General features: G+C 71.5%; 11 protein-coding genes. 5 read left to right on the plus strand and 6 right to left on the minus strand.

The window, feature by feature from the left end; translation table 11 throughout:
* Nucleotides 1-28 precede the first annotated feature (28 nt).
* On the plus strand, nt 29-2,074 hold the full coding sequence (locus ABZS80_RS05270; RefSeq protein WP_355054535.1) for a S8 family serine peptidase: 2,046 nt from the start codon (nt 29-31) through the stop codon (nt 2,072-2,074).
* A gap of 61 nt (nt 2,075-2,135) precedes the next feature.
* Here ABZS80_RS05270 and ABZS80_RS05275 read toward each other — a convergent pair whose 3' ends face one another.
* Genes ABZS80_RS05275 through ABZS80_RS05290 form a run of 4 tightly spaced genes read right to left on the minus strand, consistent with a single transcriptional unit; the run spans nt 2,136 to nt 5,820 of the window.
* Nucleotides 2,136-3,641 carry an SPFH domain-containing protein gene (locus tag ABZS80_RS05275; protein WP_355054536.1) on the minus strand — a complete coding sequence of 502 codons (1,506 nt, stop codon included), beginning with the start codon at nt 3,639-3,641 and terminating at the stop codon, nt 2,136-2,138.
* A 27-nt stretch (nt 3,642-3,668) separates the two neighbouring features.
* Nucleotides 3,669-4,211 carry a hypothetical protein gene (locus ABZS80_RS05280; protein WP_355054537.1) on the minus strand — a complete coding sequence of 181 codons (543 nt, stop codon included), beginning with the start codon at nt 4,209-4,211 and terminating at the stop codon, nt 3,669-3,671.
* Nucleotides 4,212-4,228: 17 nt separating this feature from the next.
* Complete coding sequence (locus ABZS80_RS05285) at nt 4,229-5,314, minus strand: hypothetical protein (RefSeq protein WP_355054538.1); 1,086 nt, start codon at nt 5,312-5,314, stop codon at nt 4,229-4,231.
* The gene (locus ABZS80_RS05290) at nt 5,311-5,820 is read right to left on the minus strand and encodes a SigE family RNA polymerase sigma factor (protein ID WP_355054539.1); all 510 of its coding nucleotides are present in this window, start codon (nt 5,818-5,820) and stop codon (nt 5,311-5,313) included. The genes ABZS80_RS05285 and ABZS80_RS05290 overlap by 4 nt, the downstream gene beginning before the upstream one ends.
* Nucleotides 5,821-5,890: 70 nt before the next feature.
* Between ABZS80_RS05290 and ABZS80_RS05295 the strand changes: the two genes are divergently transcribed.
* The gene (locus tag ABZS80_RS05295; RefSeq protein WP_355054540.1) at nt 5,891-6,370 is read left to right on the plus strand and encodes a methylated-DNA--[protein]-cysteine S-methyltransferase; all 480 of its coding nucleotides are present in this window, start codon (nt 5,891-5,893) and stop codon (nt 6,368-6,370) included.
* Nucleotides 6,371-6,433: 63 nt separating this feature from the next.
* Here ABZS80_RS05295 and ABZS80_RS05300 read toward each other — a convergent pair whose 3' ends face one another.
* Nucleotides 6,434-7,513, minus strand: a complete 1,080-nt coding sequence (locus ABZS80_RS05300) for an inositol-3-phosphate synthase (protein WP_355054541.1) — start codon at nt 7,511-7,513, stop codon at nt 6,434-6,436.
* Nucleotides 7,514-7,536: 23 nt separating this feature from the next.
* The gene (locus tag ABZS80_RS05305) at nt 7,537-8,175 is read right to left on the minus strand and encodes a PadR family transcriptional regulator (RefSeq protein WP_355054542.1); all 639 of its coding nucleotides are present in this window, start codon (nt 8,173-8,175) and stop codon (nt 7,537-7,539) included.
* Nucleotides 8,176-8,349: 174 nt separating this feature from the next.
* Between ABZS80_RS05305 and ABZS80_RS05310 the strand changes: the two genes are divergently transcribed.
* The 3 genes from ABZS80_RS05310 (at nt 8,350) to ABZS80_RS05320 (ending at nt 13,509) form a co-directional block, all read left to right on the plus strand.
* Nucleotides 8,350-8,796: a DUF5318 domain-containing protein gene (locus ABZS80_RS05310; protein WP_355054543.1), complete on the plus strand. Its 447-nt coding sequence runs from the start codon at nt 8,350-8,352 to the stop codon at nt 8,794-8,796.
* 194 nt (nt 8,797-8,990) lie between these two features.
* The gene (locus ABZS80_RS05315; RefSeq protein WP_355054544.1) at nt 8,991-11,825 is read left to right on the plus strand and encodes a transglycosylase domain-containing protein; all 2,835 of its coding nucleotides are present in this window, start codon (nt 8,991-8,993) and stop codon (nt 11,823-11,825) included.
* Between the two features lie 121 nt (nt 11,826-11,946).
* Nucleotides 11,947-13,509 carry a glycosyltransferase 87 family protein gene (locus ABZS80_RS05320; RefSeq protein ID WP_355054545.1) on the plus strand — a complete coding sequence of 521 codons (1,563 nt, stop codon included), beginning with the start codon at nt 11,947-11,949 and terminating at the stop codon, nt 13,507-13,509.
* The last annotated feature ends 10 nt before the right edge of the window (nt 13,510-13,519 follow it).

A 13,519-nucleotide genomic window follows, 5' to 3' on the forward strand; every position in this document is an offset into this window, starting at 1 on the left:
CGGTCCCTGGACACGGGGAGAATCCTCAGTGAGAAACCACGGTGCGTTGCGCCGCGCTGCCCTGGTGGGGCTTGCCCTCACCTCGGCAACCTCCATCATGTGCGCCGCCACGAGCGGCCCCGCGCTTGCCGATCCGGCCGGCCCGAAGCGTGCCCCGGTCCGGGGCGCCGACGCGGCCGAGGCGGTCCCCGGCCGCTACATCGTCGTCCTGAAGGACGGCAGGGCAGCCGGCGCCGCCAAGGTGCGGTCCGCCGCCTCGGCCCTCGCCGGTGAACACGGCGGCACCGTCCGCCGGGTCTTCGGCAAGGCGCTGCACGGCTACTCCGCCAGCATGGACCGCCGGCAGGCCGAGCGCCTCGCCGCGGACCCGGACGTCGCGTACGTCCAGCAGGTGCAGCGCTGGTCGGCCACCGGCAGCCAGACCAGCCCGCCGTCCTGGGGCCTGGACCGGATCGACCAGACCACCGCGAAGGCCAACGGCGTCTACACCTACCCGGCGACCGGGGCCGGCGTGACCGCGTACGTCATCGACACCGGCATCGACATCGACCACCAGGACTTCGGCGGGCGGGCCAGCTACGGCTACGACGCCATCGAGCAGGACGACGTGGCGCAGGACTGCGACGGCCACGGCACCCACGTGGCCGGCACCATCGGCGGCACGAAGTACGGCGTGGCCAAGGACGTCAAGCTCGTCGCGGTCCGGGTGCTCGACTGCGAGGGCAGCGGCGACAGCGAGCAGGTGATCGCCGGCATCGACTGGGTCACCGCGCACGCCACCGGGCCGGCCGTGGCCAACATGAGCCTCGGCTTCGGCGCCACCGACCAGGCGGTCAACGACGCGGTCGCCCGTTCCATCACCTCCGGCATCACGTACGCCGTCGCGGCCGGCAACAGTTGGCGGGACGCCTGCGGTGTCTCCCCGGCCAACGTGCCGGCGGCCATCACGGTCGGCGCCACCGACCAGGTGGACTTCCGGGCCTGGTTCTCCAACTACGGCCGCTGCCTGGACACCTTCGCGCCAGGCACCGGCATCGTCTCCGCCAGGATGGGCACCCCCGACGGCTCGGTGGCGATGAACGGCACCTCGATGGCCTCCCCGCACGTGGCGGGCGCCGCCGCGCTGCTGCTGGAGTCCCACCCGACCTGGACGCCGCAGCAGGTGCGGGACGCGGTCGTCACCACCGGTGTCGGCGGCGCGGTCCACGACACCATGGGTTCGGTCGACCGGCTCCTGCACGTCGGCACGGTCCCGACGGCCCGCGCCTCGTACGGCCTGAAGGCCTGGGTCAACGGCCGCTACGTGACCGCGGAGAGCGGCGGCAACCGGCCGCTGATCGCCCGGGGGACCACCATCGGGGCCTGGGAGACGTACGACGTGGTCGACGCCGGCAGCGGCCTGGTCGGTCTGCGCGCCCGGACCAACAACAAGTTCGTGACCGCGGAGAGCGGCGGCAACCGGCCGCTGATCGCCCGGTCCGCCTCGATCGGCGCCTGGGAGACGTTCCAGATCGTCGACAACACCGACGGCTCGATCAGCCTGAAGGCGACCACCAACGGCCGGTACGTCACCGCGCCGAGCACCACCACCCCGCTGATCGCCAGCAAGACCGCCATCGGCACCGCCGAGAAGTTCGACTTCGACGCGTCGGCCCCGGTGGTCAGCCTCAAGTCGCTGGCCAACAACAAGTTCGTCACGGCGGACAGCAGCGGGAGCCAGCCGCTGATCGCCCGGGCCGCCGCCGTCGGGGCCTGGGAGAAGTTCGAGCTCGTCAGCGCCGGCGACGGCTACGTCGGCCTCAAGGCGCTGATCAACGGCAAGTTCGTCGCCGCGGAGAGCGCCGGCACGAAGCCGCTGATCGCCCGGTCCACCGCGATCGGCCCGTGGGAGACGTTCGACTTCCTCGACTACAACCCGGACGGCTCGGTCTACCTGCGGGCGGACATCGACGGGCAGGCGGTCACCGCCGGCAGCACCGGCACCAGCCAGCTCATCTCCAGCCGCACCATCGACTGGGAGAGCGAGACCCTGGGTCTCGGCATCGGCGAGAAGTTCGTCGTCGCGGTCATCTGACCGTCCACATAACGGCGCCCGCCGGCATCCCCAGCAGGGGAGACCGGCGGGCGCCGTCGTGTCACGGGGTGACCGTGGTGCCGTCCACGGTGTTCTTGCCGTTCGTGTGCGCGCTGCCCAGCTTGGCGAGCAGCCCGGGCAGGTCGATGCCGGTGAGGTCGCTGCCGAGCTGGAGGCCCTGCGCCACGTTGCCGGCGACCGACTTGGTCAGCGACGACGCGCCGTCGGTGGAGATGACGGTCATCTTGTCGATGGCGCCGATCGGGGCGCTGGCCGCCTCGACCACCTGCGGCAGCACCTTGACCAGCAGGTCCAGCACCGCGGCCTCGCCGTACGCGGCGAACGCCTCGGCCTTGCGGGCCATCGCGTCGGCCTCCGCCTGCCCCCTGGCCAGGATGGCCGCGGCCTCGGCCTGACCCTCGCGCTCGACCGCCTCGGCGATCGCGGAACGCCGCCGCTGCTCTGCCTCACCCTCCTTGGCGCCCTCGATCGCGTTCGCCTCGGCCAGCGCGGCCCGGCGGGCGCGCTCGCCCTCACCGGTGAGCCGGGCCTGCTCGGCCGCGGCCTGGGCGGCGGCGATGGTGGCCTGCCGCTCGGCGTCGGCGCGCAGCACGGCCGCGTTGCGGTCCGCCTCGGCCTCCTGCTCGACCTTGTAGCGGGCCGCGTCGGCCGGCTTGCGCACCTCGGTGTCGAGCTGCCGCTGCTTCAGCTCGGCGTTGCGCTCGGCCACCTTCTGCTGCTCGGACAGGATCGCCTGGTCCCGCTCGGCCTGGGCGAGCGGGCCGGCCGCCGCGGACCTCGCCTTGGCCGCGTCGATCTCGGCCTGGATGGCGGCCTGCTTGAGCGACAGGTTCCGGTTCGCCTCGGCGATGGCCTCCTCGGCGAGCAGCCGCTCCTGCTCGGCCTGCTGCCGGGCCCGCGCCTCGGCGATGGCCGCGTCCTTGAGCACCCGGGCCGCCTCCGGCCGGCCCAGGTCGGCCAGGTAGGAACCCTCGGCCAGGATGTCCTGGAGCTGGAAGGTGTCCAGCACCAGGCCCTGGTTGGTCATCGAGTGCTCGGCCTCCTCGGCGACCGCGCTGGCGAAGGCGGCCCGGTCCCGGATGACCTCCTCGACGGTGAGCCGGCCGACGATCGAGCGCAGCGCGCCGGCGAGCACTTCCCGGGTGAAGTCCTCGATCTCGTCCTGCTGGTGCAGGAAGCGCTGGGCGGCCGCGCGGATCGCGTCCTCGGTGCCGCCGACCTTGACGATCGCCACGCCGTGCAGGTCGGCGCGGATGCCCTGCTTGCTGACCGCGCCCTTGATGCCGACGTCGATCCGCCGGCTGGAGAGGTCGAGCGACTGGAGCTTCTGCACCACCGGCAGCACGAAGACGGACGCGCCGAGCACGACCTTCTGGCCGGACATGTCGGTGGAGCGTCCGCCGTCGGCGGTCTGGGTGGTCCGGCCCTTGCGGCCGGTGACGATGAACGCCTCGTTGGGGCCGGCCACCTTGATCCGGGAGAGCACGAAGAGGACGAGGACGACGGCGAGGAGGACCGCGCCGCCGATGGCGACGAGCAGGGGCATGGGGATTCCCGTCTGTGCTTGGGGGTGTCAGTAGGTCTCGACGTGCACGCTGGTCTCGCTGAGCGCTTCGACCACGAAGATGCGGGCGCCGACCGGGATCGGATGGTCGGCGCGGGCGTTGAGTTTGACCGGCTGGCCGGCGAGGCGTACCCGGACCTCGCCGTAGCCGTTGGCGGGGACCGGGGTCACCACCAGGCCGATCGCGCCGGCCAGGTCATCCCGGGTCGGCGTGGCGTCCGTGCGCATGTTCCGGGCCGCGCGGCTGAGCCGGGCCGCCAGCCAGCCGGTGGGCACGGCGGCGAGCACGCCGCCGGCCGCCGCCGCCGCGATCAGCCCGGGGGTACGCCCACCGAGCAGTTCGTTGACGATCGCGGCGCCGAAGCCGAACGCCCCGGTGAACCCGGCGACCGCCTCCAGCGACACCGGCCCGTCCACGTCCGGATGGCCCAGGTGCAGCACGCCCGAGCCGAGCAGGGCGAGCGTCAGCACCCCGACCCCGACCCCGCCGATGATCAGGAAGATGAGCGTCCCCGTGGCCACGACCTGCACGGTATCGACGTCGTGCAACATCAACGACCGCTGAACGGTCAGCGGGGAGCGACACTCACCTCAAGATCGATCAGCTGCTTCGGCAGTGGCTGGCGGACCAGTTCCCGGCCGGCGGTGTCGGCGAGCACGAAGTCCCGCGACCCGTTCGGCCGCCGGTAGAGCAGGCGGTCGTCGGTGACCCAGACGACGTCGGCGGTGGGCAGCGGGTTCACCACCCGGCCGGTCGCCGTCTCGACCAGCAGCGGTTCCTGCTGCCCCTGCACGACCACGTGCTTCCCGTCCGGTGACCAGGCCCAGGGACCGGCCGGGTCCCCGGGCACCGGTTCGAAGCGGGTCGGCCGGCCGTCGTCGGCAGAGAAGAGTTGCACACCCCGGCGGGGGTGCCTCGCCGACTCGGAGCGGGTCCGGTTCGGGTCGGTCTGCTGGAGCGCCACCTCCCGGCCGTCGCGGGTCCAGACGAAGAAGCAGTAGTCGGTGCAGAGGAAGCGCTTCATGTCCACCGGGTGGGTCTTCCTGGTCCCGTCCAGGTCGAGCACGACGAAGCCGAAGTGGTCGAGCGGTCCGGTCAACAGGAGCCGTCGCCCGTCCGGCGACCACGTCGGGCCGGTGAACGTCCGGCCGACCTCGTACCACCGGGTCTTTCCGCTGGTGAGGTCGATGATCCCGACCTGACGGGGATGAGTCGCGTCCGTCACCGCGACGAGTGAACCCGTCGGGGCGGGGGCGATGCCGTAGTAGCGGTTGGTGCTGAAGTAGCGGGCGCGTCCCCGGTCGAGCAGGACCCCCTTGCCCGATCCGTCGGTCGCCTGCGCTCGGGTCACCACCCAGTCCCCTGGCAGCATCAGCGGTTTCCGGGCCCAGTCGGCGCCCGGCGTGGGCCGCACGGCCGGCGACGGGGTGGTGGTCACCGGTGGCGGCGGGGTCGGCCGGGGGCGGAACAGCACGAACGGCAGGGTCACGGCGGCCACCGCGACCAGGGCGGCGGCGGCCGCCGTGACGCGCCGCCGGCGGCGCAACCGGCGACCGCGGCCGAGCGACCGGGCGGCCAGGTCCGGGGCGGGACCGGCGCCGTCCGCGAGTTCGCGTACGGCCGTCCGGAGGGTCTCGTCCAGCGACGTGCTCATCGGATCACCTCCGCTCGGCTGGTCCGTTCGTCCAGGCCCGGCACCAGCTGACGCAGCTTGGCCAGGGCCTTGGCGCTCTGGCTGGCCACCGTGCCGGTCCGGCAACCGAGCAGCGCGGCGGTCTGTTCGACGCTCAGGTCCTCCAGGTAGCGCAGGGTCAGCACGGCCCGCTGCCGGGGCGGCAGCGCCCGCAGCGCGTCCCGCAGCAGCAGCCGCAGGTCGCTGTCCTCGCCGGCCGCCGCCCGCTCCGGCAGCTCCGCCAGCGTCACCTCCGGCCGCCGCGCCCGGCGCCGCCAGCCCGAGACCTGGTCGTGGTAGAGGATCCGCTTCACGTACGGTTCCGCGTCGCCGCGGATCCGGGGCCAGCGGGCGTACGCCTTGGCGAGCGCGTTCTGGAGCAGGTCCTCCGCCGCGTGCTGGTTCCCGGCCAGCGCGTACGCGACGCGCAGCAGGAACGCTCCCCGTTCGTTGACGAACGCGGTGAACTCCCCGTCGACCTCTGCCACCGCCCACCTCCGTAGCTCAGACGCCCGGGGCGCGAGGAACTTTGCCTCATGGCGCGGGACAATGGGCGACATGCTGTGGACCGTGCTCGACTCACCGATCGGGGAGTTCTCCGTCGGCACCGACGCCGGCGCCGTCCGCGGGGCGCACTTCGGCCGGGTGGCGTCGGCCGCCGACGAGCCCGGCGACGAGGTCGCCCGGCGGGCGGTGGCCGAGCTGCGGGCGTACTTCGCCGGTGAGCTGACCGCGTTCACCGTGCCGGTGGTGGCGCCGCGAGGCTCGGAGTTCGAGCGCGCGGTCTGGCGGGAGATGACCCTCATCCCGTACGGGGAGACGAAGACCTACGGCGAGGTGGCGAAGGCGGTCGGGGATCCGGGAGCGGCCCGGGCGGTCGGGGTGGCCTGCAACCGCAACCCGATCCCGGTGATCGTGCCCTGCCACCGGATCGTCGGGGCGGGCGGCAAGCTGGTGGGCTTCGGCGGCGGGCTGCCGCGCAAGGTGACCCTGCTGGAGCTCGAAGCGGCCGTGGCGCTGCGGCGCGCCTGGTCCTGACGTACGCCGAGAAGGAAGGCCGGGTCCGTGCGGACCCGGCCTTCCTTCGGTGTGCTCAGCGCGTCAGCGCTCGACCTCGCCGGCGATGAACGCCTCGACGGCGGCGTGCGCGTCGTGGTCGGCGTACTGCTTGGGCGGGGACTTCATGAAGTACGAGGAGGCGGAGAGGATCGGGCCACCGGTCTTCCGGTCCAGCGCGATCTTCGCGGCCCGGACGGCGTCGATGATGACACCGGCCGAGTTCGGCGAGTCCCACACCTCGAGCTTGAGCTCGGCGTTGAGCGGGGTGTCACCGAAGGAGCGACCCTCCAGGCGGATGTACGCCCACTTGCGGTCGTCCAGCCACGGCACGTGGTCGGACGGGCCGATGTGCACGTCGCTCTTCTGCATCTCGTGCGGGATCTGGGAGGTCACCGACTGGGTCTTCGAGATCTTCTTCGAGACCAGGCGGTTGCGCTCCAGCATGTTCATGAAGTCCATGTTGCCGCCGAAGTTGAGCTGGTACGTGCGCAGCAGCTCGACCCCGCGGTCCTCGAAGAGCTTCGCCAGGGCGCGGTGCACGATGGTGGCGCCGACCTGGCTCTTGATGTCGTCACCGACGATCGGCAGGCCCGCGTCCTCGAACTTCTTGGCCCACTCGGGGTCGGAGGCGATGAAGACCGGCAGGGCGTTCACGAACGCGCAGCCCGCGTCGATGGCGGCCTGGGCGTAGAACTTGTCGGCCTGCTCGGAGCCCACCGGCAGGTAGGAGACGACCACGTCGACCTGCGCGTCGCGCAGCGCCTGCGCCACGTCGACCGGCTCGGCGTCCGACTCCTCGATGATCTCGCGGTAGTACTGGCCCAGACCGTCGAAGGTCGGACCGCGCTGCACGGTGACGCCGGTCGGCGGCACGTCGCACAGCTTGATGGTGTTGTTTTCGCTGGCCACGATGGCCTCGGCGAGGTCCATGCCCACCTTCTTGGCGTCCACGTCGAACGCCGCGACGAACTTCACGTCGGAGACGTGGTAGTCGCCGAAGGTGACGTGCATGAGACCCGGGACGCGGTCGTTCGGGTCGGCGTTCCGGTAGTACTCCACGCCCTGCACGAGGGACGAGGCGCAGTTACCCACACCGACGATGGCGACGCGGACGGAGCCCATAACGTCTGCCTCCTTCTTCTTCATCACGGCCGCTCTTTCCTGGACTCTCCAGGCGGGGGCGGGCTGTCGTTTTCTCCTCGGCCGCCGGCCGTCCCGGGTTGGGGGACCGTCGGGGCCCGGCCGGAGCGCTCGTTGGCGATGAGCTCCTCCAGCCAGCGGACCTCGCGCTCACAGGCGTCGAGCCCGTGGCGTTGCAGTTCCAGGGTGTACGCGTCGAGCCGCTCGGCCGCCCGGCCGAGCACGTCACGAAGGCCTTCGCGACGCTCCTCGATCTTTCGACGACGACCTTCCAGGATGCGGAGCCGGGTGGCCTGGTCGGTCCGGGCGAAGAACGCGAAGTGCACGCCGAAGCCCGTGTCGTCGTACGTCTCGGGTCCAGCCTGCGCTATGAGCTGGGCGAAGCGTTCCTTGCCCTCGGCGGTAATGGTGTAGACCACCCGACCGCGTCGGCTGGTCAGCGCGGGAACCTCCTCGGCGGTGGCGGGTGTCTCGGCGGCTTCGGTGATCCATCCCGCCGCCTGCAGCCGGCGCAGGGTCGGGTAGAGCGAGCCGTAGCTGATCGCCGCCCGGATCGCGCCGAGCTTGGCGGTCAACTCCTTGCGCAGCTCGTAGCCGTGCATCGGAGCCTCCTGCAGGAGACCCAGGATGGCGAACTCGAGCACGGGCCATCCCTTCTTACCCCTGGCGCGGAGCGGTAACCGCCGCGATGTATCGAACCGATACATCGCACGTTAGCGGAGACGCATGATCAGGGCAAACCCCCGATTACGAGGTTCTGTCGTCACGGATCGTGACGGTGGTCGCCTCACCCCGCCGGACCGCGTACCCTTTCCCGCATGCGTACGCAGCGCCAGGTCGTCGACTACTCGCTCCAGAAGCGAGCGGTGCTGCGCGAACTCCTCACCGGGCGGATCGGCACCTACGACGTCTGCGACGCCTCGCCGTACCTGAAGAACGCCGCTCGCTTCCACGGCGAGCCCACCGACGAGCGCTGCCCGATCTGCCGCAGTGAGAACCTCATCCACGTCCACTACATTTACGGCGACGAACTCAAGCAGTCGGCCGGCCAGGCGCGCACCCGGGCGGAGTTGCCGGTCCTGGCCATGACGCTGCGTGAGTTCCAGGTGTTCGTGGTGGAGGTGTGCCCCGGCTGCGACTGGAACCATCTCGTCGAGCAGTTCCTGCTCGGCCGGGACGGGCTGGCCGGCGGCACGGAGGACACGGTGGAGCAGGAGACCGCGACCGGCTCCACCCCTCGGCGAAGGCGAGAGGCGCAACGGTGAACCTGGCTGTCCCGATCGATCCCGGCCCGACCCCAGGGCGGGACGACCGACAGCCACTAGGTCTGATTGATCCGAATAGTTCGGATTTGACGCCTGCGCCCGGGCACCCCCGGGGTGTAGCGTCTCGTGTTCCATCTCACGGCAACCCGGTGGCGGCGTGCCAGCGCCCCACCGCGACCGGCAGGGTGTGAGGAATGAACTACGGCGATCCCAGTTCTTCGCGTGGGCGGGCCCAGATCCCGGGCCCGAACGGCGAGCCCGGTCTTCCCGGGAGCCCGCACGGGAACGGCTGGTCCTCCGGTTCGGAGGGCGCTGCCTCGGCCCGGGCCTCCGTGACACCGCGCGGCTCCGCGTCCGGTGGTCGGGCCTCGGTCGGCGGCGCGCCACCGGCAGCCCGTGGCGCCGCAGGCGCGGCCTCCGTGGGCCGAGCCGGTGCGGGACGGGCCTCGGTGCCGGTCTCGCCGGCGCCCGGCGTTGCGTCGGGGCGGGCCGGCTCCGGGCGGGCCTCCGTGCCGGTGTCCCCGGCCGGCCCCGCCGGGCGCGCCTCGGTCGGCGCGGCGAGCGTCGGCACGGGCGGGCGAGCGAGCGTCGGTTCGGCGCCAGTGGGTGGCCGGGCCGCGGTGGCCCGTGCCGGGGTGCCCGGCATGGCCGGTGGCGGCCCCGGTGGGCCGGGCGGCCCGACCGGCCCCGGTCGCGGTGGTCGCGGCGGTCGCGGTGACGACCCGGCGTCGCGGGCCCGGGCGAAGAAGCGCCGGCGGATCAACATGATGATTGCCGGGTTCGCCGTCTTCATCATGCTCGCCGGCATGGGCGTGGTCGGCTTCACCTGGTACTCGCAGAAGGTGCTGCTGCCCGAGGACACCATCCCGCCGCTGTCGACCACCATCTACGACCGCAGCGGCAAGACGGCCATCGCCAAGATCGGCGACCAGAACCGGCAGCTCGTGACCATCGAGCAGATCCCGGAGTGGGTGCAGCACGCCGTTGCCGCCGCCGAGGACCGGAACTTCTACCGGCACTCCGGCGTGGACTACAAGGGCATCGCCCGGGCCGCCTGGAACAACGTCAGCGGCGGCGACAAGCAGGGCGCCTCGACGATCACCCAGCAGTACGCGCGCAACGCCTTCGACAACCTGAACCAGGACACGTACGGCCGCAAGGTGAAGGAGGCGATCCTCGCCTCCAAGCTGAACGACAAGTACGACAAGCGCGTGATCATGCAGCACTACCTGAACGTGATCTACTTCGGCCGGGGCGCGTACGGCATCCAGGCGGCGGCGCAGACGTACTTCAACCACGACGTGTCCAAGCTGACCGTGGCCGAGGCGGCCGTGCTCGCCGCGCTCATCAAGCAGCCCGAGCCGAGCGCCACGCACCGGGGCTACGACCCGGCGATCAACAAGGAAGCCGCGTTGGACCGGTGGAACTACGTCATCAACGGCATGATCACCGAGAAGTGGCTCGACGCGCCGAACATGCCGCAGCACCCCACCGAGTACCCGCTCAAGACGCTGCAGCCGCCCTCGAAGGCCAAGGCCGGCGGCTTCGGCATCGACACCCCGTACGGCAACGTCGTCAACTACGTCTCGCAGGAGCTGCGCGAGATGAAGCTCTGCACCGACAACGAGGCCGAGGTGACCGAGAAGAAGCCGCTCTGCGCCAAGGCGCTGAGCCGCGGCGGCTACAAGATCACGACTACCATCGACACGAAGATGCAGGAGGCGGCGCTCGAGGCCGCCCAGCGGGCCAAGAAGGATTCCGAGCTCTACGGGCAGCCGAAGAATCTGATGGCCGCCGTGGTGTCGATCGACCCGGCGAACGGTCGGGTGCTCGCCTACTACGGCGGGGACAACGGCACCGGCACGGACTACGCCGGCAAGAACAACGAGAATGGCGTGGTCAGCGGTGGTCACTCGCCGGGTTCGAGCTTCAAGATCTACACCCTCGCGGCCGCCCTCAAGGAGGGCATCTCCGTCAAGTCGCGGTGGAAGGGTTCGGCGTTCACCCCGAAGGACACGAAGTTCAAGGTCAGCAACGCCGGTGCCGACAAGGTCTCCTGCGGTGACTCCTGCACCCTCGAGCAGTCGACCCTCAAGTCGCTGAACGTGCCGTTCTACTACATCACCGAGAAGATCGGCCCCGACAAGGTCCTCGACATGGCCAAGCAGGCCGGCGTCACCACGATGTGGCAGACCGACACCAACCCGGCGAAGCCGCACGATCTCACCAGGGCCGACCCCAAGGACCTGGCCCCGTCGCCGTTCTTCCACGTGATCGGCTACGGCCAGTACCCGATCACCGTGCTCGACCACGCCAACGGCGTGGCCACCTTCGCCAACCAGGGCGTCTACAACAAGGCGCACTTCGTCAGGCTGGTGCAGAAGCAGAACCCGGACACCGGCAAGTGGGACACGGTCGGCTCGGAGAAGCTCAAGGGCCAGCAGCGGATCGACAAGGACATCGTCGCCGACGTCACCTCGGTGCTGGAGCAGTACCCGGGCCAGGTGAACCGCCGGCTCGACGACGGTCGCAAGGCCGCCGAGAAGACCGGCACCTGGGAACTCGGCGACGACAGCACGCGCAACGGTGACGCCTGGATGATCGGCTACACGCCGCAGCTCGCCACCGCCGTGTGGGTCGGCAACGTCAAGGACCGCAAGGCGATCAAGGACAAGAACGGCAACGACATCAGCGGCGCCAGGATGCCCGGCGCCATCTTCCAGCGCTTCATGAACGAGGCGCTCAAGGGCAAGGACAAGGAAGACTTCCCACCGGCCGCGCACGTCGGCAAGGACGACACCGGCAACGGCAAGCAGCCGCCGCCGGAGGTGCCGCTGCCGGGGCAGCAGCCGGGCTGTGACCCCCTGGGCCTGTTCTGCGACAACGGCGGCAACAACGGCGGCAACAACGGCGGCGGTAACAACGGCGGCGGTAACACCGGGCCCGGCCTCCCGCCGGGACCGGGCGACACCGGTGGTCGCGGTGGCGGCCTGCTACCGAGCACACCACCGACCCGCCAGACCTACTGACGCCACGGGCCCATGACGGCGGCCGGACCACCTGGTCCGGCCGCCGCCGGCGTTTCGCGGAGCGGAATTTGTGTGCGCGAGGCGGGACGGCGGGGCCCGGCGTACGGCAGGATGCCTCTCCATGAGCACCCAGTCGACGGCAGGCATCGACGAGAACGGCTCCGACCGGCACCTCCGGCCCGGCGCGTCCGAGGCCGCCCCACGACCCGGAGCCGTCGTGGACCACCCGTCCCGCTCGGACGGCTTCGTCCGCGGCGCCGCCGAGCTGATCGGCGGCCCGCTGGGTGACCACGCCGTCGCCCTGGACCGGCCCCCCGGCCGGGAGGGCCGGTTCTGGACCGCGGCCCGGATCGTGCTGGCCCTGGTGTGCCTGACGCTGGCCCTGCACTGGGTGCAGAAGTCCCCCTGCCAGGACGGCGCCTGGCAGAACAACGTCCAGTACACCCGGATGTGCTACACCGACGTGCTGGCCCTCTACTACGCGGAGGGGCTCAACGAGGGCAAGGTCCCCTACGCCGACCACCCGGTGGAGTACCCGGTGCTGACCGGCTACTTCATGGGCGCGATCGGCCTGCCGGTGCACGCCCTCGGCCTGGACAACCCCGGCATCAACCAGGGGCAGTGGTTCTACAACCTCAACGCGCTGGTGCTCAGCGCGCTCGCCGTCGCCACCGTCGCGGTCATCCTGAGCCTGCGCCGCCGACGACCATGGGACGCGGCCCTGTTCGCACTCGCACCGGCCCTCGTGCTCACCGCCACCGTCAACTGGGATCTGCTCGCCGTCGGGCTGGCCGCGTTCGGGCTGCTGGCCTGGGCGCGGCGCCACCCCGCCACCGCCGGCGTGCTGCTCGGCCTGGCCGGGGCGGCGAAGATGTGGCCACTGTTCCTGTTCGGCCCGATCCTCGTGCTCGCCCTGCGTGCCGGCCGGCTGCGGGCCGCGCTCACCGCCACGGCCACCGGCGCGGTGGCCCTGATCGCGGTCAACCTGCCGGTGGCGATCCCCTACCGGGAGAACTGGGAACGCTTCTTCGATTTGAACACCACCCGGCCGATCGACTGGGGCACGCTCTGGTACATCGGCCGCTACCTGGACGGCAGGATCAGCCCCTCCGCGCCCGGCGACCTCGGGCCCTTCGAGTGGCTGAACGCGCACATCTCCACGCTCAACTGGCTGTCGTACCTGCTCTTCGGGCTGGCCTGCCTCGGCGTGGCCGCGCTGGCGCTGCTCGCACCGCGCCGCCCGCGGCTCGCCCAGCTGGCCTTCCTGGTGGTCGCCGCCTTCCTGATCTTCAGCAAGGTCTGGTCCCAGCAGTTCGTGCTGTGGCTGCTGCCGCTCGCGGTGCTCGCCCGGCCCCGCTGGGGCGCCTTCCTGGCCTGGCAGTTCGCCGAGGTCTGCTACTTCGCCGCCTTCTACGGGGAGCTGCTCGGCGCGGCCACCACCCGGCCGGTCTTCCCCGAAGGCGTCTTCGTGCTGGCCGCCAGCCTGCGCCTGATCACCGTCGTGGTGCTCTGCGGGTTCGTGATCCGGGACATCCTGCGCCCCGAGCGGGACGCGGTCCGGGACACCTACGCGGACGACCCGGACGGCGGGGTGCTCGACGGCGCGCGGGACGCGCCCTGGTACCAACGCTGGCGGCACGGCGCCGCCAGCGTCGATCGCCCCGCCGAGGCGGTCACCGCCTGACTGGCCGGCC

Origin of the sequence: Micromonospora sp. NPDC005305, assembly GCF_040607315.1 — a bacterium.
In the GTDB taxonomy this organism is placed as follows: domain Bacteria; phylum Actinomycetota; class Actinomycetes; order Mycobacteriales; family Micromonosporaceae; genus Micromonospora.

Excerpts from the sequence above, each read along its gene's own strand:
- ABZS80_RS05275 (WP_355054536.1), bottom strand. The coding sequence starts at position 3,641 with ATGCCCCTGCTCGTCGCCATCGGCGGCGCGGTCCTCCTCGCCGTCGTC.
- ABZS80_RS05280 (WP_355054537.1), bottom strand. The coding sequence starts at position 4,211 with ATGTTGCACGACGTCGATACCGTGCAGGTCGTGGCCACGGGGACGCTC.
- ABZS80_RS05285 (WP_355054538.1), bottom strand. The coding sequence starts at position 5,314 with ATGAGCACGTCGCTGGACGAGACCCTCCGGACGGCCGTACGCGAACTC.
- ABZS80_RS05295 (WP_355054540.1), top strand. The coding sequence starts at position 5,891 with ATGCTGTGGACCGTGCTCGACTCACCGATCGGGGAGTTCTCCGTCGGC.
- ABZS80_RS05300 (WP_355054541.1), bottom strand. The coding sequence starts at position 7,513 with ATGGGCTCCGTCCGCGTCGCCATCGTCGGTGTGGGTAACTGCGCCTCG.
- ABZS80_RS05310 (WP_355054543.1), top strand. The coding sequence starts at position 8,350 with ATGCGTACGCAGCGCCAGGTCGTCGACTACTCGCTCCAGAAGCGAGCG.
- ABZS80_RS05315 (WP_355054544.1), top strand. The coding sequence starts at position 8,991 with ATGAACTACGGCGATCCCAGTTCTTCGCGTGGGCGGGCCCAGATCCCG.
- ABZS80_RS05320 (WP_355054545.1), top strand. The coding sequence starts at position 11,947 with ATGAGCACCCAGTCGACGGCAGGCATCGACGAGAACGGCTCCGACCGG.